This is a genomic window from Pseudomonas mercuritolerans (genome assembly GCF_025706525.1).
Classification (GTDB): Bacteria; Pseudomonadota; Gammaproteobacteria; order Pseudomonadales; family Pseudomonadaceae; genus Aquipseudomonas; species Aquipseudomonas mercuritolerans.
Map to the genome: position 1 here is coordinate 152744 of NZ_JAMSHA010000004.1, position 26052 is coordinate 178795.

At 57.9% G+C, this 26052-nt stretch carries 26 protein-coding genes and 1 pseudogene; 11 read left to right on the forward strand and 16 right to left on the reverse strand.

The genetic code is table 11. From position 1 onward, the window contains the following. Window positions 1-53 precede the first annotated feature (53 nt). The gene (locus ND528_RS12795) at window positions 54-491 is read left to right on the forward strand and encodes a multidrug/biocide efflux PACE transporter (RefSeq protein WP_212616954.1); all 438 of its coding nucleotides are present in this window, start codon (window positions 54-56) and stop codon (window positions 489-491) included. A gap of 122 nt (window positions 492-613) precedes the next feature. Here ND528_RS12795 and ND528_RS12800 read toward each other — a convergent pair whose 3' ends face one another. After that, a complete protein-coding gene (locus ND528_RS12800; protein WP_263470465.1) occupies window positions 614-1372 on the reverse strand; it encodes an SDR family NAD(P)-dependent oxidoreductase in 759 nt (252 codons plus the stop codon). A gap of 121 nt (window positions 1373-1493) precedes the next feature. Here ND528_RS12800 and ND528_RS12805 point away from each other — a divergent pair, with 121 nt between their 5' ends. After that, complete coding sequence (locus ND528_RS12805) at window positions 1494-2390, forward strand: LysR family transcriptional regulator (RefSeq protein WP_263470466.1); 897 nt, start codon at window positions 1494-1496, stop codon at window positions 2388-2390. A 124-nt stretch (window positions 2391-2514) separates the two neighbouring features. Here ND528_RS12805 and ND528_RS12810 read toward each other — a convergent pair whose 3' ends face one another. Further along, the gene (locus ND528_RS12810; RefSeq protein WP_137213969.1) at window positions 2515-4128 is read right to left on the reverse strand and encodes an inorganic phosphate transporter; all 1614 of its coding nucleotides are present in this window, start codon (window positions 4126-4128) and stop codon (window positions 2515-2517) included. A gap of 247 nt (window positions 4129-4375) precedes the next feature. Continuing rightward, a complete protein-coding gene (locus ND528_RS12815; protein ID WP_263470467.1) occupies window positions 4376-5398 on the reverse strand; it encodes a transporter in 1023 nt (340 codons plus the stop codon). Between the two features lie 855 nt (window positions 5399-6253). Between ND528_RS12815 and ND528_RS28415 the strand changes: the two are divergent. Beyond that, window positions 6254-6412 (forward strand): annotated as a pseudogene (locus ND528_RS28415) (HAMP domain-containing protein); the annotation flags it as partial. A 117-nt stretch (window positions 6413-6529) separates the two neighbouring features. Next, a complete protein-coding gene (locus tag ND528_RS28420; RefSeq protein WP_408005036.1) occupies window positions 6530-7297 on the forward strand; it encodes a methyl-accepting chemotaxis protein in 768 nt (255 codons plus the stop codon). Between the two features lie 261 nt (window positions 7298-7558). Here ND528_RS28420 and ND528_RS12825 read toward each other — a convergent pair whose 3' ends face one another. Together ND528_RS12825 and ND528_RS12830 are read right to left on the reverse strand one after the other, a co-directional pair. After that, window positions 7559-7864, reverse strand: a complete 306-nt coding sequence (locus tag ND528_RS12825; RefSeq protein ID WP_016773566.1) for a PepSY domain-containing protein — start codon at window positions 7862-7864, stop codon at window positions 7559-7561. 156 nt (window positions 7865-8020) lie between these two features. After that, window positions 8021-9148 carry a glycerophosphodiester phosphodiesterase gene (locus tag ND528_RS12830; protein ID WP_263470469.1) on the reverse strand — a complete coding sequence of 376 codons (1128 nt, stop codon included), beginning with the start codon at window positions 9146-9148 and terminating at the stop codon, window positions 8021-8023. 220 nt (window positions 9149-9368) lie between these two features. Here ND528_RS12830 and ND528_RS12835 point away from each other — a divergent pair, with 220 nt between their 5' ends. Beyond that, complete coding sequence (locus ND528_RS12835) at window positions 9369-9695, forward strand: DUF2025 family protein (protein WP_263470470.1); 327 nt, start codon at window positions 9369-9371, stop codon at window positions 9693-9695. A gap of 108 nt (window positions 9696-9803) precedes the next feature. Here the strand turns inward: ND528_RS12835 and ND528_RS12840 are convergent, their stop codons facing one another. From ND528_RS12840 to ND528_RS12850, 3 genes are all read right to left on the reverse strand, one after another. Beyond that, a complete protein-coding gene (locus tag ND528_RS12840; RefSeq protein WP_137213966.1) occupies window positions 9804-10325 on the reverse strand; it encodes a DUF1003 domain-containing protein in 522 nt (173 codons plus the stop codon). 114 nt (window positions 10326-10439) lie between these two features. After that, window positions 10440-11759, reverse strand: coding sequence for a methyl-accepting chemotaxis protein (locus ND528_RS12845; RefSeq protein WP_212616948.1), 1320 nt, complete (start codon window positions 11757-11759; stop codon window positions 10440-10442). Between the two features lie 232 nt (window positions 11760-11991). After that, window positions 11992-12600: a TetR/AcrR family transcriptional regulator gene (locus tag ND528_RS12850; RefSeq protein WP_016773570.1), complete on the reverse strand. Its 609-nt coding sequence runs from the start codon at window positions 12598-12600 to the stop codon at window positions 11992-11994. Between the two features lie 212 nt (window positions 12601-12812). On the opposite strand from ND528_RS12850, the gene ND528_RS12855 reads away from it, so the two are divergent. Then, window positions 12813-13868 (forward strand): MBL fold metallo-hydrolase, encoded by a 1056-nt coding sequence (locus tag ND528_RS12855; protein ID WP_263470471.1) that lies wholly within the window; start codon window positions 12813-12815, stop codon window positions 13866-13868. Between the two features lie 10 nt (window positions 13869-13878). Here the strand turns inward: ND528_RS12855 and ND528_RS12860 are convergent, their stop codons facing one another. The 4 genes from ND528_RS12860 to ND528_RS12875 form a co-directional block, all read right to left on the reverse strand. After that, window positions 13879-14196 (reverse strand): helix-turn-helix domain-containing protein, encoded by a 318-nt coding sequence (locus tag ND528_RS12860; protein ID WP_122602120.1) that lies wholly within the window; start codon window positions 14194-14196, stop codon window positions 13879-13881. After that, the gene (locus ND528_RS12865) at window positions 14186-14533 is read right to left on the reverse strand and encodes a type II toxin-antitoxin system RelE/ParE family toxin (protein WP_263470472.1); all 348 of its coding nucleotides are present in this window, start codon (window positions 14531-14533) and stop codon (window positions 14186-14188) included. Before ND528_RS12865 ends, ND528_RS12860 begins: the two co-directional genes overlap by 11 nt. Before the next feature lie 62 nt (window positions 14534-14595). After that, the gene (locus ND528_RS12870) at window positions 14596-14913 is read right to left on the reverse strand and encodes a helix-turn-helix domain-containing protein (protein ID WP_137213962.1); all 318 of its coding nucleotides are present in this window, start codon (window positions 14911-14913) and stop codon (window positions 14596-14598) included. Between the two features lie 93 nt (window positions 14914-15006). Beyond that, window positions 15007-15774, reverse strand: a complete 768-nt coding sequence (locus ND528_RS12875) for an AraC family transcriptional regulator (RefSeq protein WP_263470473.1) — start codon at window positions 15772-15774, stop codon at window positions 15007-15009. Window positions 15775-15886: 112 nt separating this feature from the next. Here ND528_RS12875 and ND528_RS12880 point away from each other — a divergent pair, with 112 nt between their 5' ends. The 3 genes from ND528_RS12880 to ND528_RS12890 are packed head-to-tail and all read left to right on the forward strand — an operon-like array spanning window position 15887 to window position 17848. Further along, a complete protein-coding gene (locus ND528_RS12880) occupies window positions 15887-16702 on the forward strand; it encodes a sulfite exporter TauE/SafE family protein (protein WP_263470474.1) in 816 nt (271 codons plus the stop codon). Window positions 16703-16762: 60 nt separating this feature from the next. Beyond that, a complete protein-coding gene (locus tag ND528_RS12885) occupies window positions 16763-17125 on the forward strand; it encodes a hypothetical protein (protein WP_137213959.1) in 363 nt (120 codons plus the stop codon). A gap of 33 nt (window positions 17126-17158) precedes the next feature. Next, window positions 17159-17848 (forward strand): DUF6933 domain-containing protein, encoded by a 690-nt coding sequence (locus ND528_RS12890; RefSeq protein ID WP_130911169.1) that lies wholly within the window; start codon window positions 17159-17161, stop codon window positions 17846-17848. A gap of 3 nt (window positions 17849-17851) precedes the next feature. Here the strand turns inward: ND528_RS12890 and ND528_RS12895 are convergent, their stop codons facing one another. Continuing rightward, a complete protein-coding gene (locus tag ND528_RS12895; protein ID WP_263470475.1) occupies window positions 17852-18841 on the reverse strand; it encodes a hypothetical protein in 990 nt (329 codons plus the stop codon). A gap of 185 nt (window positions 18842-19026) precedes the next feature. On the opposite strand from ND528_RS12895, the gene ND528_RS12900 reads away from it, so the two are divergent. Further along, entirely contained in the window at window positions 19027-20124 is a 1098-nt protein-coding gene (locus ND528_RS12900) for an HNH endonuclease (RefSeq protein ID WP_263470476.1), read from the forward strand. A 136-nt stretch (window positions 20125-20260) separates the two neighbouring features. Here ND528_RS12900 and ND528_RS12905 read toward each other — a convergent pair whose 3' ends face one another. From ND528_RS12905 to ND528_RS12915, 3 genes are all read right to left on the reverse strand, one after another. Then, the gene (locus tag ND528_RS12905) at window positions 20261-20794 is read right to left on the reverse strand and encodes a BRO-N domain-containing protein (protein ID WP_212616941.1); all 534 of its coding nucleotides are present in this window, start codon (window positions 20792-20794) and stop codon (window positions 20261-20263) included. A gap of 352 nt (window positions 20795-21146) precedes the next feature. Further along, entirely contained in the window at window positions 21147-22397 is a 1251-nt protein-coding gene (locus ND528_RS12910; protein ID WP_016773579.1) for a ribonucleotide-diphosphate reductase subunit beta, read from the reverse strand. A 550-nt stretch (window positions 22398-22947) separates the two neighbouring features. Beyond that, entirely contained in the window at window positions 22948-23208 is a 261-nt protein-coding gene (locus tag ND528_RS12915) for a DUF2790 domain-containing protein (RefSeq protein ID WP_016773580.1), read from the reverse strand. A gap of 409 nt (window positions 23209-23617) precedes the next feature. Between ND528_RS12915 and acs the strand changes: the two genes are divergently transcribed. Further along, on the forward strand, window positions 23618-25573 hold the full coding sequence (gene acs / locus ND528_RS12920; RefSeq protein ID WP_263470477.1) for an acetate--CoA ligase: 1956 nt from the start codon (window positions 23618-23620) through the stop codon (window positions 25571-25573). The last annotated feature ends 479 nt before the right edge of the window (window positions 25574-26052 follow it).

Consider the following 26052-nt stretch of genomic DNA (forward strand, 5'->3'; position numbering starts at 1 on the left):
GTATCGGTATTCAATTGGATCATGGCAACCATCGTCAAACAAGGAGTCAGGCCATGACTGCCCACAAGTCCATCACCGAACGCGTTTTCCAGGCTGTTGGTTTCGAGTTTCTTGCCATCCTGATCTGCACACCGTTGCTCGCCTGGATCATGCAAAAGCCGCTGCTCGATATGGGCGTGGTGACCGTGTTGATTGCGCTGTTGGCGCTGGCGTGGAACGTGGTTTTCAACCGTTTTTTCGACCGTGCATTGGCGCGGATGAATCTGCCGCACAACGCCTGGGTCCGTGTAGTGCATGCGTTGCTGTTCGAAGGTGGACTGATCGTGATGGGTGTGCCGCTGATTGCCTGGTGGCTGTCGGTCAGCCTGTGGCAGGCGTTGTTGCTCGACATCGGCGTACTGCTGTTTTTCCTGCCGTACACCTACGTGTATCACTGGGGCTATGACGTACTGCGCGAGCGCTTCATGACCCGCCGCACGTATGAAAGCTGAGCTAAACCTGTGGCGAGGGGATTTATCCCCGTTGGGCTGCGCAGCGGCCCCAAAATCGGTCTGCTACGCAGCCCAGCGGGGAAAAATTCCCTCGCCACAAAGGTGAGTCATCGTGCACAAAGTCAGAGAAACATGCCGCCAGACGCCTCGACCCGCTGACCGTTGATCCACTGTCCACCCTCCGACAGCAGCAGCGCCAGTGCTCCGCCAATATCATCCGGCAGCCCGACACGACCCAGCGCGGTGTTGCTGGCGACCATCGCGTTGACAGCGCTGTTGTCGCGCACCGTGCCACCGCCAAAATCGGTTTCAATCGCACCCGGCGCCAGAACGTTCACGCCAATCTGCCGCGCGCCAAGCTCTTTCGCCTGATACCGCGTCAGCACTTCCATCGCACCTTTCATTGCCGCATAAGCGCCGTAACCCGGCAGGCTGAAGCGGGTCAGGCCGCTCGAGATATTGACGATGCGCCCACCGTCATTGATCAGTGGCAGCAGTTGCTGGGTCAGAAAGAACGGCCCTTTCAACTGCACGTTCATCAGCAGATCGAATTGCTCCGGGGTGGTTTCGCTGAACAGCGCATGCACGCCGACCCCGGCGTTGTTGATCAGGAAATCAAAGCGCTGACGCTCAAAGGTTTGCCCCAATACCTGCTCAACCTGCGCGGCAAACGCGGCGAAATTCTCGCTGCGGCCGACGTCCAGTTGCAGCATCGCCGCTTTCGCGCCAAGTGTTTCTAACTCAGTGATCAGCGCCTGGGCCTCGTCGGCGCGGCTGTTGTAGGTGCCGATGATGTCGATGCCCTGCGCGGCAAGGTGCACGGCGGCGCTGCGGCCGAGGCCACGACTGGCGCCAGTGATCAGTGCGATTTTGCGGTTCATGCTGACTTCCTCGATTGCGTTGAGTGGTGATGGATAAAGTTTATTTATCCGCCCTGAGGTGATAAACACGGCAAAAGCGGAATCACTGATCGGCTCAGCCGAACAATCACCGGGGCTTGTCATGAACAAACTGGAACTGCTGCGTACCTTCGTCCGGGTCAGCGAACTGTCGAGTTTCACTCTCGCCGGGGAAAGCCTCGGCCTGCCGCGCTCCACGGTGTCCGAACAGGTGCAGGCGCTCGAAGCCTTGCTCGGCACGCGGCTGTTGCAGCGCACCACGCGCAAGGTGCAGGCCACTCAGGATGGACTGGTGCTGTATGAGCGCAGCAAGGACTTGCTCTCGCACATGGATGAAATCGAAGGGCTGTTCCGTCAGGACGAGGCTTCGCTGACCGGGCGCATCCGCGTCGATATGCCGAACATCCTCGCGCGACGCTTGATCATGCCGCGCCTGCCGGAATTCATGGATCGCCACCCGAATCTGCAGATGGAAATCAGCAGCACCGACCGCCGTGTCGATCTGCTGGGCGAAGGTTTCGACTGCGTGTTGCGCATCGGCGCGCAGCCGGATCAGTCGGTGGTTGCCCGGCACCTCGGCGACTTCCCGATGGTCAACTGCGCCAGTCCTGCTTATCTGCAACGCTACGGCGTGCCGCAGACCATCGAGGATCTGGCGCAGCATCGACTGGTGCATTACGTCGGCGTACTGGGCTCGCGTTCGGAGGGGTTCGTCTATGAGGAGAACGGCGAGGTGCGGCGTGTGGCGATGGCCGGCAGTGTCACGGTCAACAGCACCGATGCCTATGAAGCGGCGTGCCTGGGCGGCTTCGGCCTGACGCAGGTACCGCGCACCGGCATGCAACCGCATCTGGAAAATGGCGAACTACTGACGGTACTGCCGCAATACACCGCACCGCCAATGGCGATTTCCTTGTTGTATGCACGGCAACGGCATTTGCCGCTGCGGGTGCGGGTGTTTATGGATTGGCTCGGCGATGTGGTTCGTTCGACGCTCTGACAGATCACCTTCGACCGAGCTGTGGGAGCGAGCCTGCTCGCGAAGAGGGCGTGTCAGTTCATGCAGAGTTGTCTGACCCAGCGCTTTCGCGAGCAGGCTCGCTCCCACAGAGATTTGCACAGGGTCAGAAGATTTGGGTGAACAGCCAGTAAAGGCTGCCCGACAGCAGGATGGCCGCTGGCAGGGTCAACACCCAGGCCATGAGCAGATTGCGGATTGTGCGCATCTGCAATCCGGCGCCATTGGCAACCATGGTCCCGGCCACGCCCGATGACAGCACATGGGTGGTCGACACCGGCAAACCGAACATGTCCGCCGCGCCGATGGTCAGCATCGCCACGGTTTCCGCCGAGGCGCCCTGGGCGTAGGTCAAGTGAGTCTTGCCGATCTTCTCGCCGACGGTCACGACGATGCGCTTCCAGCCGACCATGGTGCCGAGCCCCAGCGCGATGGCCACGGCGATTTTCACCCATAGCGGAATGAACCGCGTGGCGTTGTCGATCTGCTGTTTGAACAGCTGCAGTTTGCTGCTGGTGTCGGCATCGAAATTGCCGACCTTGTTCTTCTCCATCAGGCGGATGCTTTCGCTGGCCAGATACATGTCGTTGCGCACGTTGCCCATGGCTTCGGCCGGGACTTTTGCCAGCGAGCCGTAGCCTCTGACTTCCTCGCCGATGTGCCCGGTCAGGGCGGCGAGGGCGGGGATCAGTTGCGGCGTCGGTTCCTTGCTGCGCATGTAGTCCGAAAGAATCGGACGCGGATCGGCCGGTGCCGGCAGTGGCGCGTTTTTCACCAGCGCTTGCTGGGTGACTTGGGCCACGGCGGCGAATTGCAGCGATTGTTCTTCCGGCATGGTGCGGTTCAGTGCATAAGCCATCGGCAGTGTGCCGACCAGAATCAGCATGATCAGGCCCATGCCTTTCTGGCCGTCGTTGGAGCCGTGAGCGAATGACACACCGGTGCAGGTGGCAATCAGCAAACCGCGAATCCACCACGGCGGCGGGGCGTTGCCTTCGGGCGCCTTGTACAGCGCACGGTTTTTGACGAACGCGCGCAACGCCAGCAGCAACAGCGCCGCACAGCCGAAGCCCACCAGCGGCGACAGCAGCAAGGCATAACCGATCTTGGTTGCCTGCGCCCAGTCGACACCGCTGGTGCCATCGCGGCCGTGCATCAGGGCATTGGCCACGCCGACGCCGATGATCGAGCCGATCAGAGTGTGCGAAGAAGAGGCTGGCAAACCCAGCCACCAGGTGCCGAGGTTCCATAGAATCGCCGCGATCAACAGGGCGAAGATCATCGCAAACCCGGCGGACGAGCCGACCTGCAGAATCAGCTCCACCGGTAACAGCGCGATGATGCCGAACGCCACCGCACCGCTGGACAGCAGCACACCGAGGAAATTGAAGAAGCCCGACCAGACCACCGCGACATTCGGCGGCAGCGAGTGGGTGTAGATCACCGTCGCCACGGCGTTGGCGGTGTCGTGGAAACCGTTGACGAACTCGAAACCCAACGCAATCAACAGTGCCACGCCGAGCAGCAGAAACGGCGTCCAGGTGGTGACCACCGTGCCGAGCTCGTGCATGTCGTGCATCAGGCTGTAGGCGGTGAACAACATGCCCATGGCCAGCACGGCGAAAAAGATCACGTAGGTAAACGGACCGGGTTTCTTGTCGAGCGCCGGTCTGCCGCCGGCGGCGGACGCGGGGCTGGCGGTCAGTGAGGGCGTAGCCATGGCGGACAATCCTGAGCGAGGGAAGGAGTGTCGCCCATGATCGTTGCAGAATGTTACAGAGAGACTGCTTCAGGTCAGTGTTTGGGCGTTCAAGCCCGCCGCTGATCCGAAGGCTGAAAAAGAAACCTGTGGGAGCGAGCCTGCTCGCGAAAGCGCCATGTCATTCAACATTGATTTATCTGACACACCGACTTCGCGAGCAGGCTCGCTCCCACAGGGAGGGCTGTGTTGTGTGTGGGATTTGCGCTCAGTAATCGCAACGCTTGCGAAACGCCCAACGTCCGGCAATCACGGTGAACGTCGCCACCAGCGCGACCAGTACCCAAAATCCATGCGGATCCTGCGACAGCGGTACACCGCCGACATTCATGCCGAAAAAACCGGCAATGATGTTGATCGGCAAGGCCAGCACCGTCACCACGGTCAGGGTGAACAGCGTGCGGTTGCTCTGTTCGTTGAGGTTGGCGGCGATCTCTTCCTGCAACAGTTTGATGCGCTCGCCGAGGGCGGTGAGGTCGTTGATGATCAGCGCAAACTCCTCGGTGGATTTGCGCAGCTCCTTGACGTCCTCCTTCTGCAACCACGGCGGCGGACGATTGAGCAAGCGCAGCAACGAGCCCGGTTCCAGCGCCAGCAGCCGTTGCAGACGCACCAGCACGCGGCGATTGGCACCGAGTTCGGCGCGGTTGGTCGACAGGCGCGAGGAGAGCAATTCGTCCTCGACCTGATCAACACTCAGGCTGGTCTTGCGCACGATCTGCGTCAGCACTTCGCCCTGATCGCGCAGCAGATGTACGAGCAATTCCGAGGGCGAGCGAAAGCACTCGCCGGCCTTCACCGACGAGCGCAACTTGTCCACGGAGTGCAGCGGTTGCAGGCGCGCGCTGACGATGAGTTTGCTGCGCACGCAGACCCACAGCGTCGACACGTCGGAGGAGACCATGCTGCTGAGGTTGAACACCACATCGTTGACCACCGCCAGCAGCGCCGAATCGACATGCTCGATGCGCGTCGAACGCGAACCTTCATGCAGCGCTTCGAAAAACTCATCGGGCAATTGCAGATGACTTTTCATCCAGCGCTCGCACGCGGCGTGGGCCAGGTTCAAGTGCAGCCAGAGGAATTCGCCGCTGTCGCTGTCGTCCTGCAAACAGCGCAAAGCCGTCGCCGAATCGATCTCCCGACCGCGCTCACCGGGCAGAAAACGAAAGCCGTAGAGCAAGCCGAACAGGTTCGGGTCGCGATGGCTGATATCGAGGCTGTGGTTCATGGCGGCTCGCTGCGAGGAGGGTCTTTGGTGCGGGATTTTCAGGTTCACCTGAGCGGCATCATCGCAAGCTCACATGACCGTTTTGTGACAGCAAAATGACGTCAAATCAATGCGTTACCGGCTGTCGGAAGTTTCTCAAGGAAGGCTCTGGCGCGCCGATCTCAGGTGAGTCAGGTTGCGCGCCATTGGCGTTTTGCCACGGTGCGACGACAGGGAAGTCTGGCCAATTTTCACGTCCGTTCGGGCGTGCCTCATCCCTGCTTCGAGTACCTTGCAATGCTGCAAAAATCCCTGAGAACGCAAATTCTCGCCCTGTTGAGCGGCAGTCTGCTGGCGATATTGTTGATCGCGCTGGCCTGCTTTCATTTCCTCTCCAACGGCGTGCAAAGCTATAGCCAGTTGATCGCCGGCCCGCTGCACACTTCGCAATTGATCGATGAAGCCAACCTGCAATTCAAAGTGCAGGTGCAGGAATGGAAAAACGTTCTGCTGCGCGGCAAGCAACCGGCGGATCTGGCGAAATACTGGAGCCAGTTCGAAGAGCGTCAGCGCGATGTGCAGAATATTCTCGGCGAACTGGCCAGCCAGAAAGGCATCGAGGCCAATCTCAAATCCCGCATCGAACGCTTGCGCGAGGAGCATCGCCAGTTGGGCGCGGCCTACCAGAAGGGCCGTGATGCCTACGTGGCTACCGGTGGTGATGCGAGCGCCGGCGACGCCGCTGTCAAAGGCCTCGACCGCGCCACCAGCGAGCAGATGAGCGCGTTGGTTGCCGAGCTGCGCGAGCAGGGCACCGCGCAATCGGCATTGATCAGTGCCAGCGCTGATCGCACCGTGTGGCTGGGCCTGTTGGTGATGCTCGCGTCAGGCTTGCTGATCGGTCTGCTGAGCCTGTGGCTGGTCAGCCGCAACCTGATCGAGCCGATCCGCAACCTCATCGATTACGTCACCCGCTTGAGCCGTGGGCAGTTGGCTGAACGTGTTGTCAGCGAGCGTCGCGATGAACTGGGCAACCTCGCCGCCGCAGCGAACACTCTGCGCGATTTTCTGGCGGACACCTTCACTCGCTTGCAACGCAGCGCCGGTGATCTGGACAGCGCCAGCGGCGAGTTGAACGCCATCGCCACGACCATGGCCGGCGGCACCAGCGAGCAATTCAATCGCACTGACCAAGTGGCCACGGCGATGAATGAAATGTCCGCCACGGCCCAGGAAGTCGCCCGTCATGCCGCCGATGCCGCGCGTGCTGCCGACGATGCCGATCAGTCGGCGCAGCAGGGTGAAAAGGTCATGCAGACCACCATTCACTCGATCACGCAGATGCGCGGCGAAATCGCCAACACCGCCACGGTAATCCGTCGCCTGGAAACCGACAGCGGTCGTATCGGCAAGGTGCTGGAAGTGATTCGTGGCATCGCCGAACAGACCAACCTGCTGGCGCTCAACGCAGCCATCGAAGCGGCGCGGGCGGGTGAGGCCGGGCGTGGTTTTGCCGTGGTCGCCGATGAGGTGCGCAACCTCGCTCAGCGCACGGCGGAGTCGATCATCGAGATCAACCAGATCATTCAGAACGTGCAGACCGGCGCTGTCGATGCCGCGCAAGCTATCGAGAGCGGCCAGGCACGCAGTGATGAAAGCGTCGAACAGGTGACCCAGGCCGGCGCGATGCTGGAGCGCATCACCTTGGCGGTGGAGGCTATTCGCGACATGAACCGGCAGATCGCCACGGCGGCAGAAGAGCAGACTTCAGTGGCCGAGGATATCTCGCGCAACCTGACTGAAATCACCGCGATCGCCAGCACCAACCTCGACAACGTTCAGCGCACCGAGAGTGCCAGTCAGAATCTGCATGGGTTGTCGGGGCAGTTGAATGAGGTGACGGCGCGGTTGAGTGCTTGATTTTGGGTGATGGTTTGTCAGCCCCTAACCCTCTCCCGGAGGGAGAGGGGACTGACCGCAGGGAATGTGTGAATTGCACCGAACTTGCAATACCGAGTCGAACTCGGGTTTGAGCGGCCCGCAAATCGGCTCCCTCTCCTGGGGGAGAGGGCTGGGGTGAGGGGGATCGATTTCCCAGACCACACAAAGTTTGCGCCCCAATCCGCAGCCACAAAAAAACCGCACGATCTTTCAATCGTGCGGCTCTTCAACAGCGGTCTATCAAGTGTCTTGCTTGTCGCTCAGCACTTTACCGGTGGTGGCATCAAAGTCCACGTCGAACTCTTTACCATCAGCAGTCTTCAGTTCAACTTCATACTCATAACCGTTGAAGTGGTTATCCAGGTCGGTGTCGGTAATCGTTGCGCCCGGGTGCAGTTTCAGTGCTTCGGCGTTCATCGATTCCAGCGACTTGATCTTGCCGTCCTTGACCAGTTGCGGGATCTGGTCGATGCGAACATCGGCCTGAGCCAGGCCAGCGGTGAGGGTCAGGGCAGCGGCGGTAAACAGGGCAGTCAAAGTTTTCATCGGTTCATTCCTTGGCAGTGCGTTGAAGTGGTTGATCTGTGTAAGTGGGTTCAGATTAACCAGCGCAACTTAACTCACCCTTAAATCTCTGCCTCGCGATAAAACTGCTCTTCGTGGGAGCGAGCCTGCTCGCGAAGCAGACGACTCGATAACAACTTAGAAACCGTTCTTCTTCAAAACTTCATCAACACTGCCAGCCGCCGGACGCTTGTAAAACTTCAACAGTTCACTGGCGCGGTTGGTGAAGATGCCATCAACCCCCGCTGCCATGACTTTCTCGTAGTCCACCGCCTCGTCGACCGTATAAACATGCACCAGCATGCCTTGGTCGTGGGTGTACTGATTCATCCACGGTTGCACCAGATCGGAATAGCTCTGATCACCACCCTGAGTCAGCTGCGCCGAAGGGCCGGTGCCGATCGCGCCCTGGGCCTTGGCGTAGTCGACCCATTGCTTGAATTCAGCTTCGGATTTTGGCTCCTGCTTGCCGTAGAACACGTTTTTGTCTTTCTCGCCGGACGCGGCAAACGTCACGGCGGATTTCGGCTCGATGCTGCCTTCGCCGACCCACAACAGCAGGATCTTCGGCACTTGCGGCATCTCCTTTTCCAACAACTGCAGGCTGTTTTTATCGAAGGTCTGCAGGATCACCTTGCCTTTGCCCTGACCGACGCCCAGCGCACTTTTAGCCAGTTTCGAACCGGCCGGACTGAGCCAGCCGCGATCCTGCAGTTTTTCCTTGAGGTCATGTTCGATGCCGGGAAACAGCTGCGGCTCTTTGGTTTCGATGTACAGGCCCGGCTTGTGCTGCGGGTTGGCGCGGGCGATGTCGATGATTTCATCGAGGGTAAGAATCTTAAGCCCGGCGTAGGAGGGGCGTGCGCGGTCAGGATATTTGCTGTTGAACCAGCTGCCGGCATCCAGGGTTTTCAGCTCGGCCATGGTGAACTCGGTGGCCGGGCTGTCCTTGCGCTCGGGGAATTTGCTGGCGACGTCGGTGGTGCGTTGCAGGTTGTCGTCGTGCAGGGCGAAGAGCACGCCGTCCTTGCTGCGCTGCAAATCCATTTCCAGGTAATCGGCGCCGAGGTCACGGGCCAGCTTGTAGGCCGCAGCGGTGGATTCCGGGGCATCGAACGACGCGCCACGGTGGGCGATCACCGCTGGATGCGGAATGCCATGGGCGGCAGCGATTGCCTTGGGCTCCGGGTGGCTGGCGGCGTGCGCCTGACCGAGGCCGAACAACAGACTCAGCACCAGGGCGCTTCGGGTAAAAGTGGCAGGCATGGTCGAGTTCCTTTCGCAGGTTTTTTTCGAGACGTACCTTTTAACAATTGACGCGCCGCAGGGCTATCGCCAGACCGACATAAACCGAGCAAAACGGAAATTTCCTGCACTTTTGTGGCGCTGTTTGCAGTACGCTTGCCCACGGCAGACGCCCCGGCAGAGGGCGCGCCGCTGCGTTGCCCTGCGTGTAAACCATCGATCATCTTTCGTGAGGTTTACCATGCGCATCACCTCCCAACTCATCTGCCAGGCTGCCGACGATCTCAAAGGCTTCGTCGGCCTCAACCGCAAGACCGGCCAGTACATCGTGCGTTTCAGCGAAGATTCGTTCGGCATGGACGTGGCCGACGACGGCATCATTGCGGCCAGCGAATTCGTCTGGGCACCGCTGTCGGACACCGCCATGACGCTCAAGCGCGAGTTGATTCAGCTGCTGCTCGATCAACATATCGACGAGCGCATCAACATCACTGAGCCGTTGCGGGTTTACATGAGCAAGGTTGAAGTGCCGGAGATTGTTGCGGTGCGGAGTCTGGTGCGCGGTTGAGGTTTTGCTGTGTGGTTGCGGGCCTCTTCGCGAGCAGGCTCGCTCCCACAGGGATTTTGTGAACGCCACAGATCCAATGTGGGAGCGAGCCTGCTCGCGAAGGCGGCCTTAGTTCTGGCACACGTGAGCGTGTAACTCGCTGGTCAGGCCTTCGATGCGCTCGGTGAGGGTTTTCGTCATTTCGGTAAGGCGCGTGTTTTGTTCCAGCAATGCCAGCAATTGCGCGGAATTCTTCGCCGCCTCAGCCTGACGTTCGGTATTGGCCAGTGCCAGCGCTTCGCGGTGCTGCGCATCGGCGTCGGCCTGCGCTTTATCGCGCGCGGCCTGACGGGTTTGTGCAAGCAGGATCAATGGCGCGGCGTAGGCCGCCTGCAGACTGAAGGCCAGGTTCAGCAGGATGAACGGGTAGACGTCGAATTGAGTCACGCCCCATACGTTGAGGCCGATCCATACCGCAACGATCAAGGTTTGCGCTCCAAGGAACAGCGGCGTGCCGAAGAACCGCGCAAAGGCTTCGGCGCGCAGGGCGAAGGCATCGTTGCCGAAGGTCGTATTCAGGTGGGCGTGGGGGCGGTGAAAGCGCAGGTGATCAATCGGGGCGTTGGATACTTCGGGTTTTTCGCTATTCATGGGGCACTCGGCGGGGCTTGGGACGTGTCGTCACTATAGCTCTGCGTTGTGGTGGCCGATCTTCGCGGGCTTGCCGCGAAGATCGCGACTCGTTCTATCGACCCTGCACAAACCTCAATTCGGCGCCCGCTCATTGGCAAACATGCTCACTGCATCCACCGCCTCACTGGCGCCATCGCGAATCTGCAGAATCACCGTGCCGGCCTGATTGGCCAGTTCCACGCCTTCTGCGGCGCGGTCGCGGGTGCCTTGCATGCTCTTGATCGCCTGCCGTGTTTCGCTCTGGATCAGGCTGATCATGGTGGAGATCTCGGCGGTGGAACCGCTGGTGCGCGCCGCCAGTTGCCGTACTTCATCGGCCACCACGGCAAAGCCGCGACCCTGTTCACCGGCGCGCGCGGCTTCGATGGCGGCGTTGAGGGCGAGCAGGTTGGTCTGATCGGCGATCGCGCGGATGGTGTTGACGATGGCGGTGATCTGCTCGGAGCGGTCGCCCAGTTGCGCGATCAGCGTTGAGGACTGGCTGATGTCCTCGGCGATTTCGCGCATTTCGCTGGCAGCCTGTTGAATAACCTGCGTACCTTGCTCGGCGACTTTTCGCGTCGCTACCGAGATGTGATAAGCGGTGCTGGCACTGCGCGCGTCCTGCTCGTGTTGCTCGACACGGGCGGTAACGTCAGACGCGAACTTCACGACTTTGTACAAACGCCCCGAAGCGTCGTAGACCGGGTTGTAGTTGGCCTCCAGCCAGACGATCTGACCGCGTTTATCCACGCGCTCGAACTGCCCGTGGAAGAACTCGCCCTGATTCAGACGGCGCCAGAAATCCTGATAGGCGCTGCTGTTGACCAGCGCCGGGGTGCAGAACAAACGGTGATGCTGGCCCTTGAGCTCGGCGAGGTTGTAACCCATGCGCGTAAGAAAATTCTGGTTGGCGGTAAGAATGTTGCCGTCGAGATCGAACTCGATCACCGCCATCGCCCGATCAATCGCCTGCAGCTTGGCGTTGGCCTCGTTCTCCTGCTGCACCTTGGCGGTGACATCCATGGCGTACTTGACCACTTTGATCACCCGTCCCGACGCATCCTTGATCGGGTTGTAACTGGCCTCGAGCCAGACCGGCTGGCCTTTGCTGTCGACCCGTTCAAAAGTGCCGGACTGGAACTGGCCATTCTTCAGGCGCGACCACAATTCAGTGTATTGGGCACTGCGACCGAATTCCGGCGTGCAGAAATGCCGGTGCGGCTGGCCGATCGCCTGGGCAGCCGTGTAACCCATGGTCTTGAGGAAATTGTCATTGGCACGTAACACCACGCCATCAAGATCGAACTCGATCAACGCCATCGAACGGTTGATCGCTTCGAGCATCGCAGCTTGGTCAAAAACGGTGTGTTGCAGTTCAGCGAGGGCGGCTTTCTGGCGATTGAAAAACATGCTTGCGATACTCGGGAAGTGGGGAAAATCAAAAGGATTCAGTCCCTATTCCTGCGCCGGCAGACCGAAATGCACAGGCGGCATTCGGCGGTGACTGCTCAATGCCAGCGTTCCGTTACTGGCAGTTGGCTACTTATACAAAACTTCATAAAGTTGTACAAGAAAGGAATTTTTCACGAGTTTGTATAACTTTTTGCGAGATTAGTTGTACGCGACTCGACGCGTCAGTGATTCACCGTTGATACAGTGCCAGGAACATCTCCAGCGCCGACTCGGCAACTGCATTCTGCGCGTCTGGATCAAGGGCCGCGCGACCCAGCGAGATCTGCGGCCAGAACGCGAATGCCTTGAGCAAACCTTGTACTTGATGCGCGGCAAATTCTGGATCCACCGGTTTGAGCCGTCCGTCGGCTTGCGCTGCGCGTATCCAGACGGTCAGGCCTTCCTCGCGTTCGCCCATGCGCTCGATCATGTTCTGCGCACGCTCAGGGGAATGAATGGTTGCGGCAATTGCCACTCGGGCGAGGGTGAGAAAATTCTCGTCAGCCATCATCTGCACTTTTTCTCGCAGCATCAGGCGCAGCTGCTCATGCAGCGGTTGCTCGCGGTCGTAGCTCACCGATGGCTCGGCAATGATCCGCGCCCACAACTGATTAAGGATTTCGGCGAACAGCTCTTCCTTGCTCGGGAAGTGGTTGTACACCGTCCGCTTCGACACCCCGGCCGTGGCGGCGATCTTGTCCATGCTGGTGATTTCGAACCCGTGGGCACGGAATTCGGCGATCGCCGCCTGGATGATGGCTTCGCGTTTGCGATCGGTGAGGCGTTGTGGAGCGGTCATGAGCGGACTTCGGCAGAGAAGGGGCGGAAATTACACTCGGCAGTTTACTTGGCGCCGGCTTTGATGCAACCTAGAAACTACACCGCTCAGTGTAATGTTGCGTTAATCCTCGCACCTTACAAACCAGAGCGTTTGGCCTTTGCGTGCAGCTTGGCCATTTTCATTTCCCGTGGAATACCGTGCAGCACACGGTTTTTCGGAGTCGTTCAGCCATGGCCAATCCAGTCTCTCTCCCGGACAACACACCCACGCCTGAAGCCTCGCGCCAGGATCAAGGGCTGTTTCGCAATCATGCGCCGGTTCAGCGCGAAGGCCTGCGCAAAATGCTGCGGATCATGTGGAACATGATTTTCCACAAACCGCGCGACACCCGTCCGAGCGCCGCCATTCCTGTGCAACCGCTGACCCGTGAAGATCTGCTCGCAGCGCCCAATCACAGCGTTTACCGCTTGGGGCACTCGACGCTGCTGCTGAAGATGCGCGACAAATTCTGGATCACCGATCCGGTCTTCGCCGAGCGCGCCTCGCCGGTGCAATGGGCGGGTCCGAAACGCTTCCACCAACCGCCGATCAGCATTGACGAGCTGCCGTCGATCGAAGCGGTGATCCTCTCGCACAATCATTACGACCATCTCGACTACGAAGCGGTGCTCAAACTCGCCGCCAAAACCACTTACTTCCTGACTCCGCTGGGCGTGGGCGACACCCTGATCAAATGGGGCATCGACGCCAGCAAGGTGCGCCAGTACGACTGGTGGCAGGGCACCGAAATCGCCGGTATCCGCTTCATCGCCACCCCATCGCAGCACTTCTCCGGCCGTGGCCTGTTCGACGGCAACAGCACGCTGTGGGCGTCATGGGTGATGATCGATGCCGACACACGAATCTTCTTCAGCGGCGACAGCGGTTACTTCGACGGCTTCAAACGCATCGGCGAACAATACGGCCCGTTCGACCTGACCCTGATGGAAACCGGCGCCTACAACGTCGAATGGCCCCACGTGCACATGCAACCGGAAGAAACCCTGCAAGCCCACATCGACCTCAAGGGCCGCTGGCTCTTCCCGATCCACAACGGCACCTTCGACCTGGCCATGCACGCCTGGCATGAACCGTTCGACCGCATCCTTGCGCTTGCATGGGAACGCAGTATTGCGATTACCACACCGCGGATGGGGGAGGCGTTCAACCTTGCGCATCCACAACGGGGGAGTGCGTGGTGGATGGCGGTTGAAGAGGAGGGGGAGGCGCTTGCTCAGAATGCCTGACGCGTTCGCCTCAAGCGAATACCACCTCAATACGGCCCTCTTTCCGTGATCGGGGGGCCGATTTGACTACAATTTGCACATCTCGCCCGAGACGTGAAAGGCATTCCATCATTTTGGCCTCACTGATTCCGCGAAATTTGCCACGCAACATTTCGGAAAGCTTGGGTTGTGATAGTCCCAAGATTTCTGACGCCTGAATCTGAGTGAGATGACGCGCCTTAATGATTGCGCCAATTTTCGCTGCGAGCTGCGACTTCACCTGCATTTCACTTGCATTGGGTAAGTCCAGATCGTGATAGACGTTTCCGCTACCTACTTCAATCTCCATGGTTTTCTGATCCTTTCGCATGTTCCTGGGCGGCTCGAAGTCTGTTTCTGATCAGATCAATGTCCGACTGGGCGGTTTTAATCCCGCTTTTCGACTTTTTCTGAAAGCAGTGCAAAACGTAAATTGCACTGCCAAAACGAACCGTATAAATGGCGCGGTAGGTGTCGGTGTCGAAGTCTTCTATCAACTCCAGGACACCTGCGCCTCCGAACCCTTTCAATGGTTTTGCATCTGAATACTTCAGGCCACATTGAGCCAGATCCAGTGCGTGACCAAAAACGTCTTGTACCCCTGTGGGCATCTGCTTGAGATCTTTTTTACTACTGCAGACCCACATAAGCGGCTTCCTTGCACTCATGCGAAATATACCTATTTTGGAATAATTATCAAATTGCCATTTCAGTCAGCCATCGCAAAATCCCCACGCCCCACCGATTCCCCCGCCATACCCTGCGCCCTGACACTGCGCCCCGGTGCAAACCCCGGGAAGAACACCAACCCCTGCGCTTCAAACCGATAAGCCAGTGCCAGTCTTGCGGCGTCCGCCACGTCCTGCTGCGCTTCGAACCGCTGGATATCTGCCACCGCCACCTCGGCTTCGCGCGACAGTTGCTCAACGCTCCAGCCCAGGATGGCGCGGGCCTGGACGCAGTGGGTCGGGGTGAACTGGAAAAGGGCAATGCGTTCGAGGACGTGGTTCATCGCAAGAGAGGCCATGGTGTGCTCCGGGCTCAAAAGTGCTGATTGAAAATGTACTGTGTTTTTGTACAGTTGTTTTCGGCCGGGATCAAACGCATTTTTCGAATTTGCCTAGTTCGTCGGCTCCAACCAGACGGACGGTGCCTGTCCCAGCACACGCCGAAACATCGTCGAAAACGCCGCCGGGCTCTCGTAGCCAAAGTCCAGGGCAATCCGCGTCACCGCTTCCCCTGCTGCCAACCGTGCCAACGCCTGCACGACGCACGCCTGCTGGCGCCACTGACGAAAGCTGAGCCCGGTCTGCTGCCGAAACAATCTGTTAAAGGTACGCAAGCTTATGTGTAACTGATCGGCCCAATCCTGCGGGGATTGATGGGTGTTGGGCATGTTCAGAAAGGTCTGACACAGACTGAGGAGCTTTCCTTCGGCGGGCATGGGAATGTGTAGGGCAAGGGGCGCGCTGCGTGCCAGTTCATGCAACAGCAAGTTGATCAGCATACCGTCGCGTCCGGCCTGGTCGTACATCAGTGGCACGTCCACCGCTTCCATCAGTAGATGCCGCAGCAGCGGCGACACGTTGAGCACTTGGCAGTCCGGCCCCAATTCCACGTTGCCCGGCTCGATGTAGAGGCTGCGCGTGCTCACTCCGAGCATTAATACCTCGTGGGCCACGCCCGGCGGAATCCACACCGCGCGCTGCGGCGGGACCACCCAATTACCGTTCCGGGTGCTGACTTGCATCACGCCGGTGGCGCCGTAGAGCAATTGCCCACGGCGATGCGTATGAAACGGGAGTAGGTGGCCGTGGGAATAATCGGTACCGATGGCCACGACCGGGCGAGGCGTGTCATCGAGCTGATTGATCGAAATATTGCGCATCAGGCGTGTTCCAGCGATTGGCGTAAACGCGAACATTATTGGCCCAACTACTGAAGCCGGCCAGTGCATCACGCTCTAATGTCCTGGGCTCCCCCGATCCTGGACGCCCACCATGTTCTACCTCCTGCTTACATTGTTCGGCTGCCTCACCGGCATCAGCGCCGTGCTCTTCGGTTTCGGCGGCGGCTTCGTCATCGTGCCGCTGCTCTATCGCATGCTCACCGCCAGCCACGCAGCCGACGACCCCATCGCCCAGTCGGCCATGCACATCGCCGTGGCCACCTCGACCTGTGTGATGATCGTCAACGCCCTGATCGCCACGCGCAAACACCAGCGCGCGGGCAATCTGCTCCGGGACTACCTCTGGCCATTGGGCGGGTTTATCGGCGTGGGTGCGGTCGTCGGCGCCATCGCTGCGATGTGGGTCAGCGGCGAAGTGATCCGCTACGCCTTCATCGCCTACCTGGGCGTGACCATCGTCGATTGCCTGCTGCGCCGAGGGTTTCTCACACAGTCCCAAACGACAATCCCACGGCGACTGACCATGACGGAAACATCGGCCGGCGGCGTAGGCATCGGCGCCATCGCGACCTTCCTAGGTGTAGGAGGAAGCGTCATGACCGTGCCGCTGTTGCGCCGTTGCGGGTTGAGCATGTCGCAAGCCACATCGATGGCCAATCCGCTCAGCGTGCCGGTAGCGTTGGCCGGCACGCTGACGTACATGGCGCTGGCCGGTTTCACCGGTGCTGATCTGGGTGTTTGGTATGTCGGGTATGTCGATGTGCTGGCATTTGCGCTGCTGACGGTTGGTTCGTTGCTGGGGATCAGATTGGCTGCGCGGTGGATTGGGCGGATACCGGATAGAATGCATGCCCAAATCTATGTTGGCTTACTTATGCTAGTGATGCTGGGTATGTGGACGAGATGAGCTAATGCGGTTAACCGGGTTAATCTTGCTGAGGTCAAACAGAACATACGGGGGAACGTCATGTCGATCAGTGAAAGTGACTGGAAGAAATTCAAGCAACTGCGCAAAGTCGCGCTCGACCGTTTTTGCCAAGGCGTGCTCGCCGATACCAAGACAATCACTCAACACGGTGCGCTGTCCGCCCATGCCCGTTACGGCATGATCTATGGCTTGATCAACGATCGAAACCACGACATGGCTCGCATGTTCGATGGACTGTCTCGTTCCTCCGCAATGTGGAAGCTGACCCTCATGATTTCGCATGATTTATTGACCGATGCGGAGTTGTCGATTCTGAGCGATGAAGTACAGACGCGTATCTCTGATATCGAACGTCAGCGATATGAAATTGAGTGGGTCGAAGAGATCGTTCGAGATGACTGACCCAATGTCACCCGCGCTTCCAAGAGAACCTGAATGTTGATCTTTAATTGCACCGAAGCCGCCAGCAAGTTCTTCAGCCGTGTCCATAAAGGCAAAACGATCACGCCGGTGGACACCAAACCGCCGTCATCAGTTATTGAGGATGATGAGCTGAACGGCGCGGACGAACAGTGGCTGGTTCATGCGATCACTGTGCAGCGCAAACATGTGTTGTTGGTCCTGCACATCAAAACCCGCTATTGCGTGATCCTGGCTGATGCCAAAAAGGCCGACGCCGAAGGGTTTGTAGCGTGGTTTAACGAGCGTTGGCGCGAAGGTCTGATCCGCGATGCAATCAATCATGACCTCATGCAATGGGTTGATGCGGGGACAATGACCGATCGTCTCGAGCTGAGTCGCGAGTATCGTTTTTATCGCCGTGGCCATCGCAGCGCACAAAAGCACATCGAACAAATCGCCTGGTTTTTCGAGGATTGCACGGCAGAGTGGGGCTGTTTGCCCCAAGGCGAACGTGCAGCTATCGGTTTCGATGCGCGGATGAATTCGCAAATTCGAAACACCAAGGACCGAAAAGATTACTTTCGCCCTGATGAAGAAATGCTCGCTCATTGGCTGCGCCAGTATTGCGGAGTGGAAGATCTGGGCGTTCAGGCTGCACTTGAGCGACGCAGGGAGGCGGAGCGGGAGATTCGAGCGTTTGAAGAAGGGGCACGCATCAACTGAGCGTCACTCCAACCCCGGCGCTTCACGAATAATGAAGTGATCCAGGTTCTCGATATTGGCATTGAAGACCTCGAAAGGTTTTTCGGGGTTCTTCTTGCCGGGCACCTGCTTCAACTCCGGCGTCACCCCATAGAAGAAACAGAACAATGCCTTGTCGCTATCCGCCGCGTGCTTGATCTCCTCCAAAAACGCCTTGCGCTTGCGGTAGTTGTCGATCAGCTTCTTGTTCAGATAAACGCTGACCGGATACGGCTTCTTCTTACTATCCTCGGGCTTCTTGAACCAGACCTTGTCTACGAAATCGATGCGAAAACTGGCGCCGCTATGGAAGTCCTCGATCTTCTTGATCCGCCCCCAATAAATCAGCCCCTTGTTGTCCGTCAGATATTCAATCTTCTTGAAGAACGAACTGTACGGCGCCGTATGCTCGCCAATCTTCAACGGCATCCGCTTGAGCAAATCCTTGTCGGCGAAGTTGGAAACAAAACACTCCACCGGATGCGCAAACACACTGGTCTTGTCCGGCGCCGACTCACGACCCACCGACTCTTTATCACTGTCTGCCGCCACCCGCACCGGATCCTCCCGCAACACATCCGCCGCCCCCGCTGGCGCGACAGGCTTGCGCACATACTCACGCCGGGTCAGCAACAACTCCGATGGGAAATGCTCCTCACGCCCGTCATCCACCTCGCCATCCGCCGTCTCAACACCCGACGCCGACGCCTTCAAACTCGCATACGGACAACCCGTCACATGCTGCGTCGTGGGCAGATTCTTGAAGTGCGGCGTGCGCACGTAATTCACATTCTTGGCATTGAACGTACCCAACTCATTGGAAGGCTCAAACGCTGAACGACAAGCATCGTTGGGGCACTGGAAGTGTTCCTTCGCCGAGTCAAACGCCACCGTCTCATCGAAATTGAGATCGCGAACGTCATAGATCGACAACTTGTCGTCGAGGCTGAGGCAGTAGGCGAGATCGAATTTCATGGTGGGGCTCGGATCCTTGAGGAGATGATGGTGAATTAAGACGAGTAAACGAGTAGGGGAGCAAGCCGATATTAAAAGTAGGCCCAGAAATAGTGGCTCTTTGCTCTGTCATGTATTGAAACCCTTTTGGAGTTTGGCGACTATAGGAAATTTCCTACAGCCATTGACTACAAAGGGCGGCACTCGTGGTGATCAAAGCGGTCTCGAAGGAACGAATAGGCAGCGCGATGCTGGAGTTTGATCACAAATTTCGGAGTAGGCCTGAGTGGCAAGGTTGGGAAAAAAACCAATCGCATCGTTATGCCATTAACGCGAGCGGGAACCTGTATCCAGCGAAGAAAATTGTCTCTTTGGCGACTGGCATTGCGGTAGGCGAGTTTTCGGGTGGGCATCCGACCAACAGTTACCTTAAGAAGCGAGGCTTCACTATTGTGGAGTTACCTCGTGAAGAAGGTGAGCTTGTGTTGCAGTTCACGCCAGGGGCTGTTTATGACCGAAGAACTGAAATCAATGGGCCGTTCGGTGGTAGTCGACAAAGCGGCATAGCAGCGTCAGCTTTCTATCCTGTGATTTTTTTGTTCACTGGCGATAGCGGTGAGCAATATGGTTATGCCGACCGTTGTGAAGATGGCGTCTATTTTTACACCGGTGAAGGTCGACGAGGGGCGATGACTTTGACTCGAGGCAACCGCGCTATTGCTGAGCATGCTGTGGATGGCCGAGCACTGCATTTGTTTAAGTCACTCGGCAAAGGTAAAGGCTGCGCTTATGTGGGGGAGTTTTCTTGTGCTGATATGTTCATGCGGACTCAACCGGATGTAACTGGCCAGGCTCGTGCGGCTATTGTGTTTCGACTAGTCCCTGTTGGTATTTCTGGCGGAACGATTGAGGTTGGTGAAGAGGACGAAGATAAGGCTGACCTTCCCGAATCTCTAGCTGCTGCGCGGCTGTTGGCGCTGGATGCTTGTAAGCTTGCTAGTGATGGAGTCGGGCAATCCGCCCCGCGTAAGATTTATCAGCGTAGCCGGAAGGTCTCGTACTACGTATTGATGCGTGCTCAGGGAATATGCGAAAGCTGTGAGATGCCTGCTCCATTCTTGAAGAAAGATGGCACACCCTATTTAGAACCTCATCATGTGAATAGGCTCTCCGATGGTGGTTTAGACCACCCACGGTATGTGGCAGCTGTATGTCCAAGTTGTCACCGGGAAATTCATTCTGGGGTGCATGGCGCATTGGTGAATCAGAGATTGAAGCTTCGGTTGGAAGCAATTGAAGGTTGAATATTCCAATCACGGTTGTTCTTTTTCCTACCCATACGATCGCCGAGGGTGCGAACCCTCGGTCGATATTGAATGGCTGTCATGAACTGCTTATGAAGAGTCGTGGGGCTCGAAAGTGCTCCTATAAACACGTCACCTAGCCCATTGAGCGCTTCGAAGATTGGAACGCCTGAGCAACTCGTCGCCACCAAGGTCGAATCGGAGTTGCTCTCCGCTGCGTCTGATCATTTAACAGGTGCGGCATATCCCGTAGCCGAATCCAGCCCTCATCCTGCCAATGCAGCAAACTCAACGACATCTCCGGCCAATCCAACAAGCTCAACATTGGCCGATTTGAATCTCCCGAATCCGCAGCGTCACGCAAGGTCGGCACGACCTCGTTGGTGAGCCATTCACGCAATAACCGATTTCCCGGAACGTAGTGATAGACCAACAGCGCATAAACCCCAGACTCACTGAGCATCAGATGCTGTTCAGGTTCTCGAAAGTACTCAATCCACATAACGCGGCGCTGGTCGCTATCTAGCTTGTTGACCACCCGATCATTCAGATGGAAACCCATCAAACGGCCGACATCGCGGGCGGAGAACCAAGGCTGGTTCTCTAATAGAAGGGCATGTAGAGAAAGATTGTGGCGAGAGAAGACGGTTACCGAGCATGGATCAGACATATCTATGACCTCTACGTTTTGGATTTTAGGAGAGCCTGGCCCCAACGTAGAGTGGACTTAAAAAATCCCAACGTGCAGGCAATCACTACCGACGACGTACGCGTCTGTAAGTTGACCATGCTTTCTACGTTGGGCGTTTCTTAGGCACCTGAAATTGAGCTTAGAGGTGCTTGTGGTAGGTATCAATGCGGAAGCGGCTGTAACTGCTGTAGGAGATTTGGCGCTGAGATGTAGGGATGGAAAGGGATTACCCATCACCTATAAAAAAGCCCCGATCAGATCGGGGCTTTTTGCTTTTTCGACTTGTCGACTCAGACCGCAATCGTCAAATCGTGGCGAGTGAGACTATTAGTTAGTCCCAGCTCAACGCCCCACCAGTCTGATACTCAATAACCCGAGTCTCAAAGAAATTCTTCTCTTTCTTCAAGTCCATAATCTCGCTCATCCAAGGGAACGGGTTAGTCGTCCCTGGATATTCCTCTTTCAAACCAATCTGCGACAAACGACGGTTAGCGATGAATTTCAGATAATCCTCCATCATCGCCGCGTTCATACCCAACACCCCGCGAGGCATGGTGTCACGCGCATATTCAATCTCCAGCTGCGTACCCTGCAGAATCATCTGGGTCGCTTCTTCCTTCATTTCCGCATCCCACAGGTGTGGGTTTTCGATTTTGATCTGGTTGATCACGTCGATGCCGAAGTTCAGGTGCATGGATTCGTCGCGCAGGATGTATTGGAACTGCTCGGCGACGCCGGTCATTTTGTTGCGGCGGCCCATGGAGAGGATTTGGGTGAAGCCGCAGTAGAAGAAGATGCCTTCCAGAACGCAGTAGTAAGCGATCAGGTTGCGCAGCAACTCTTTGTCAGTTTCCGGGGTGCCGGTTTCGAACTTTGGATCGGAGATCGAGCGGGTGTACTTCAGGCCCCAGGCTGCTTTCTTCGCGACCGATGGGATCTCGTGGTACATGTTGAAGATTTCGCCTTCATCCATGGCCAGCGATTCGATGCAGTACTGGTAGGCGTGGGTGTGGATCGCTTCTTCGAACGCCTGGCGCAGGATGTACTGGCGGCATTCCGGGTTGGTGATCAGGCGGTACACGGCCAGGACCAGGTTGTTGGCAACCAGGGAGTCGGCGGTGGAGAAGAAGCCGAGGTTGCGCATGACGATGCGGCGCTCGTCGTCGGTCAGGCCTTCCGGGTTTTTCCAGAGGGCGATGTCGGCGGTCATGTTGACTTCTTGCGGCATCCAGTGGTTTGCGCAACCGTCCAGATACTTCTGCCAGGCCCAGTCGTACTTGAATGGCACGAGTTGGTTGAGGTCGGCGCGGCAGTTGATCATGCGCTTTTCGTCAACGGCGACACGGGCGGAGGCGCCTTCGAGTTCGGCGAGGCCTTCGGCGACGTCGAGGGAGTTCAGTGCAGCCTTGGCGCGGGCCACGGCGGCCGAGTCGTCGGCGGTGACGGCGCGGGCTTCCAGCGCTGCGGCGCCGCCGGCGTTGTCGAGGCGGTCCATGTTGGCTTCGCTTGCGTGGCCGGCGTTGGCGCCTTTCACGGTTGCGACTTCACTGTCTTCTTTATCGAATTCGTCCCAGCTCAGCATGACGTGTCGTCTCCTGCGTGAGGGCTTGTGCCCGTGTGAAACCTGAAGGGTTGGTTTTTCACACGGCCAAACAAGCCGCGTTGGATGTCGTTTTTTGCAGCGCTGCACGCAGGCAAATAAACAGAAATTTTGACGGGTTCCGAGAGCCTCTGATGGGCGCAATCAGCGTCGGGCACTGTTGCGGGGCTTCAGAATGGCTTTTGCTCCCTGTAAGGGAATATTGCTGACCCGTATAGGGCGGCATTATAGGGAAATTTTTACCGGCGTGGTGCGGCGAATCGGCTCATGGCGAGGCCGAGGAGGGGGGGGATTTCGGTCCGACCGAGGGATTACAGGGCTTTGCGCGGAATCGACCCGAGCAGATTTTTTTTCGTTAATTTTTTGGCAGGTGGTTTTTTGTTTAAAAAATAGCCAGAAAATTGGGTTTTTCACTATATCTAGTGTTTTGCAAGCGTTTTTCACGGCTCCAGACACAACTGAGCCCGACCGAAGCCGGGCTGGAATCGACCCTCAATGTAGCGCTGAGCGATCCGATTCGGTGCAGTCTGATTCAGTTCGTGCAGCCGTTGCCCATGATGCTGTAGCGCAGGATGTGGCGTTGGCCTTTGGAGTCGTCGTATTCCATTTTTGCCGGTACTACTTCGCAGACATTTGGAATTTCGCTCATCGATACAACTTTGGCGATGTCCAGGTGTGTGGAGTAAGTGTATTCCTCGATGACCGGTTGTTGCTGTGCGACATCAGTCGGGACCTCGTCTGCCATGGCGGTTGCGCACAGACTGCTGAGGGCCAGAACCAATAAAGCTTTCATTTCTAATTCACCTTTTTGAGGTCGAGTGGGGTCACGCAACCTTTTTAGGGTTGCGTGTGGAGCTTGAGTAGTTGATGCGTTACTTGGAGAGCTGGATTAACGGCCTTCGTGGGGGCTGTAACGTTGTTAATCGCGGTTGCCTTGTTGGCGAGGTGAATTTTAGGGCGGTGGGGCCGGGGTAAACAGAGCGGGTTTTGATAAACACTTTTGGCATATTTGGTAACAATCCCTCGCGCGGCCCCTGTAGGAGCTGTCGAGTGCAACGAGGCTGCGATCTTTTGATCTTGCTTTGAAGATCAAAAGATCGCAGCCTGCGGCAGCTCCTACAACCATCGTCGAATGGTTCTATGGGGCCCACCCGGCTACAACGGGGTCATACAAAAACAACTATTACACCGAGGTAGGAAAGATGAGTGCGGCTTCTCTGTATCCCGTTCGTCCCGAGGTTCTGGCAAACACGCTGACTGACGAGGCGACCTACAAAGCCATGTACCAGCAGTCGGTCGTCAACCCTGACGGCTTCTGGCGCGAGCAAGCCAAGCGTCTGGACTGGATCAAGCCCTTCACCACGGTGAAACAGACCTCGTTCGACGATCACCATGTCGACATCAAGTGGTTTGCCGACGGCACCCTGAACGTGTCCTATAACTGCCTTGACCGCCATCTGGCCGAGCGCGGCGACCAAGTCGCGATCATCTGGGAAGGCGACGATCCTTCCGAAAGCCGCAACATCACCTACCGCGAACTGCACGAGCAAGTGTGCAAACTGGCCAACGCCCTGCGTGGTCAGGACGTGCACCGTGGCGATGTGGTGACCATTTACATGCCGATGATTCCCGAAGCCGTGGTCGCCATGCTGGCCTGCACCCGGATCGGCGCGATTCACTCGGTGGTGTTCGGCGGTTTCTCGCCGGAAGCCCTGGCCGGTCGCATCATCGACTGCCGTTCGAAAGTGGTGATCACCGCTGACGAAGGCATCCGTGCCGGCAAGAAGATTTCCCTCAAGGCCAACGTCGATGACGCCCTGACCAACCAGGAAACCAGCAGCATCCAGAAGGTCATCGTGTGCAAGCGCACCGGTGGCGACATCAAGTGGAACCAGCATCGCGACATCTGGTACGAAGACCTGATGAAAGTCGCGGGCACTGTGTGCGCGCCGAAAGAGATGGGCGCCGAAGAAGCGTTGTTCATCCTTTATACCTCCGGCTCCACCGGCAAGCCGAAGGGCGTGCAGCACACCACCGGCGGTTATCTGCTGTATGCGGCGATGACCCACGAGCGCGTGTTCGACTACCGCCCGGGCGAAATCTACTGGTGCACCGCCGACGTCGGCTGGGTCACCGGCCACAGTTACATCGTCTACGGCCCGCTGGCCAACGGCGCGACCACCGTGCTGTTCGAAGGCGTGCCGAACTACCCGGACATCACCCGGGTGGCGAAGATCATCGACAAGCACAAGGTCAACATCCTCTACACCGCGCCGACCGCGATCCGCGCGATGATGGCCTCGGGTCAGGCTGCCGTGGAAGGCGCTGATGGCAGCAGCCTGCGTCTGCTCGGTTCGGTCGGTGAGCCGATCAACCCGGAAGCCTGGGACTGGTACTACAAGAATGTCGGCAAGTCGCGTTGCCCGATCGTCGATACCTGGTGGCAGACCGAGACTGGCGGCAACATGATGAGCCCGCTGCCGGGCGCCCACGCGCTGAAGCCGGGTTCGGCGGCGCGTCCGTTCTTCGGCGTGGTGCCGGCGCTGGTCGACAACCTCGGCAACATCATCGAGGGCGAGGCCGAGGGCAATCTGGTGATTCTCGATTCGTGGCCAGGCCAGGCGCGTACGCTCTATGGCGATCACGATCGTTTCGTCGATACCTACTTCAAGACCTTCCGTGGCATGTACTTCACCGGTGACGGCGCGCGTCGCGATGCCGACGGTTACTACTGGATCACCGGGCGCGTGGACGACGTGCTCAACGTGTCCGGCCACCGCATGGGCACCGCCGAAATCGAGAGCGCGATGGTCGCGCATCCGAAGGTGGCCGAAGCTGCAGTGGTGGGTGTGCCGCATGACATCAAGGGGCAGGGCATCTATGTCTATGTGACCTTGAAGAACGGCGAGGAGCCGACCGAGCAGTTGCGCCTGGAGCTGAAGAACTGGGTGCGCAAGGAGATCGGCCCGATCGCTTCGCCGGACGTGATCCAGTGGGCACCGGGGCTGCCGAAAACCCGTTCGGGCAAGATCATGCGCCGCATCCTGCGCAAGATCGCCACGGCGGAATACGATGGGCTGGGCGACATCTCGACCCTGGCGGATCCGGGTGTGGTGCAGCATTTGATTGATACGCACAAGACCATGAATGTTGCTTAAGCGTTAGAAGCATAGGAGCCCTGTCCGGTGATGCCGGATGGGGCTTTTTTGTGCCTAGTGGATTTGTGTTGATCGGGCTGGCCTCTTCGCGAGCGGGCTCGCTCCCACAAGGAAACGGGCGCATTTCAAATGTGGGAGCGAGCCTGCTCGCGAAGGCGATCTGTCAGACACCGCAGTAGTCAGCTGTAGGAACCCGCAACACCCCTACCAATAATTATCGATCTGCACCGTCAGACCTTTCCCGCTGTTACCCGCCACAACCCAATGTGTAACCGCCCGCGCCAAACCGGGGCGAAGGGAAACGCGGTGCGCCGTTTTAGAGCCGCCAAAGCCCCGCGGAAAAATAAGACATAACGCTGCGCTTGCCGGATTAGAAGGGTTTACGAATAATAGGCCCGCAACTTGCAATATGTATCGGTTCACTGTCTTTCGCTCTTGCATGAATTTGCAGGGCTGTCAATGAGCTCAAACCGCTTTCT

Coding starts and splice junctions, on each gene's coding strand:
- ND528_RS12795 (WP_212616954.1), top strand. CDS start 54: ATGACTGCCCACAAGTCCATCACCGAACGCGTTTTCCAGGCTGTTGGT.
- ND528_RS12800 (WP_263470465.1), bottom strand. CDS start 1,372: ATGAACCGCAAAATCGCACTGATCACTGGCGCCAGTCGTGGCCTCGGC.
- ND528_RS12805 (WP_263470466.1), top strand. CDS start 1,494: ATGAACAAACTGGAACTGCTGCGTACCTTCGTCCGGGTCAGCGAACTG.
- ND528_RS12810 (WP_137213969.1), bottom strand. CDS start 4,128: ATGGCTACGCCCTCACTGACCGCCAGCCCCGCGTCCGCCGCCGGCGGC.
- ND528_RS12815 (WP_263470467.1), bottom strand. CDS start 5,398: ATGAACCACAGCCTCGATATCAGCCATCGCGACCCGAACCTGTTCGGC.
- ND528_RS28420 (WP_408005036.1), top strand. CDS start 6,530: ATGGCCGGCGGCACCAGCGAGCAATTCAATCGCACTGACCAAGTGGCC.
- ND528_RS12825 (WP_016773566.1), bottom strand. CDS start 7,864: ATGAAAACTTTGACTGCCCTGTTTACCGCCGCTGCCCTGACCCTCACC.
- ND528_RS12830 (WP_263470469.1), bottom strand. CDS start 9,148: ATGCCTGCCACTTTTACCCGAAGCGCCCTGGTGCTGAGTCTGTTGTTC.
- ND528_RS12835 (WP_263470470.1), top strand. CDS start 9,369: ATGCGCATCACCTCCCAACTCATCTGCCAGGCTGCCGACGATCTCAAA.
- ND528_RS12840 (WP_137213966.1), bottom strand. CDS start 10,325: ATGAATAGCGAAAAACCCGAAGTATCCAACGCCCCGATTGATCACCTG.
- ND528_RS12845 (WP_212616948.1), bottom strand. CDS start 11,759: ATGTTTTTCAATCGCCAGAAAGCCGCCCTCGCTGAACTGCAACACACC.
- ND528_RS12850 (WP_016773570.1), bottom strand. CDS start 12,600: ATGACCGCTCCACAACGCCTCACCGATCGCAAACGCGAAGCCATCATC.
- ND528_RS12855 (WP_263470471.1), top strand. CDS start 12,813: ATGGCCAATCCAGTCTCTCTCCCGGACAACACACCCACGCCTGAAGCC.
- ND528_RS12860 (WP_122602120.1), bottom strand. CDS start 14,196: ATGGAGATTGAAGTAGGTAGCGGAAACGTCTATCACGATCTGGACTTA.
- ND528_RS12865 (WP_263470472.1), bottom strand. CDS start 14,533: ATGTGGGTCTGCAGTAGTAAAAAAGATCTCAAGCAGATGCCCACAGGG.
- ND528_RS12870 (WP_137213962.1), bottom strand. CDS start 14,913: ATGGCCTCTCTTGCGATGAACCACGTCCTCGAACGCATTGCCCTTTTC.
- ND528_RS12875 (WP_263470473.1), bottom strand. CDS start 15,774: ATGCGCAATATTTCGATCAATCAGCTCGATGACACGCCTCGCCCGGTC.
- ND528_RS12880 (WP_263470474.1), top strand. CDS start 15,887: ATGTTCTACCTCCTGCTTACATTGTTCGGCTGCCTCACCGGCATCAGC.
- ND528_RS12885 (WP_137213959.1), top strand. CDS start 16,763: ATGTCGATCAGTGAAAGTGACTGGAAGAAATTCAAGCAACTGCGCAAA.
- ND528_RS12890 (WP_130911169.1), top strand. CDS start 17,159: ATGTTGATCTTTAATTGCACCGAAGCCGCCAGCAAGTTCTTCAGCCGT.
- ND528_RS12895 (WP_263470475.1), bottom strand. CDS start 18,841: ATGAAATTCGATCTCGCCTACTGCCTCAGCCTCGACGACAAGTTGTCG.
- ND528_RS12905 (WP_212616941.1), bottom strand. CDS start 20,794: ATGTCTGATCCATGCTCGGTAACCGTCTTCTCTCGCCACAATCTTTCT.
- ND528_RS12910 (WP_016773579.1), bottom strand. CDS start 22,397: ATGCTGAGCTGGGACGAATTCGATAAAGAAGACAGTGAAGTCGCAACC.
- ND528_RS12915 (WP_016773580.1), bottom strand. CDS start 23,208: ATGAAAGCTTTATTGGTTCTGGCCCTCAGCAGTCTGTGCGCAACCGCC.
- acs (WP_263470477.1), top strand. CDS start 23,618: ATGAGTGCGGCTTCTCTGTATCCCGTTCGTCCCGAGGTTCTGGCAAAC.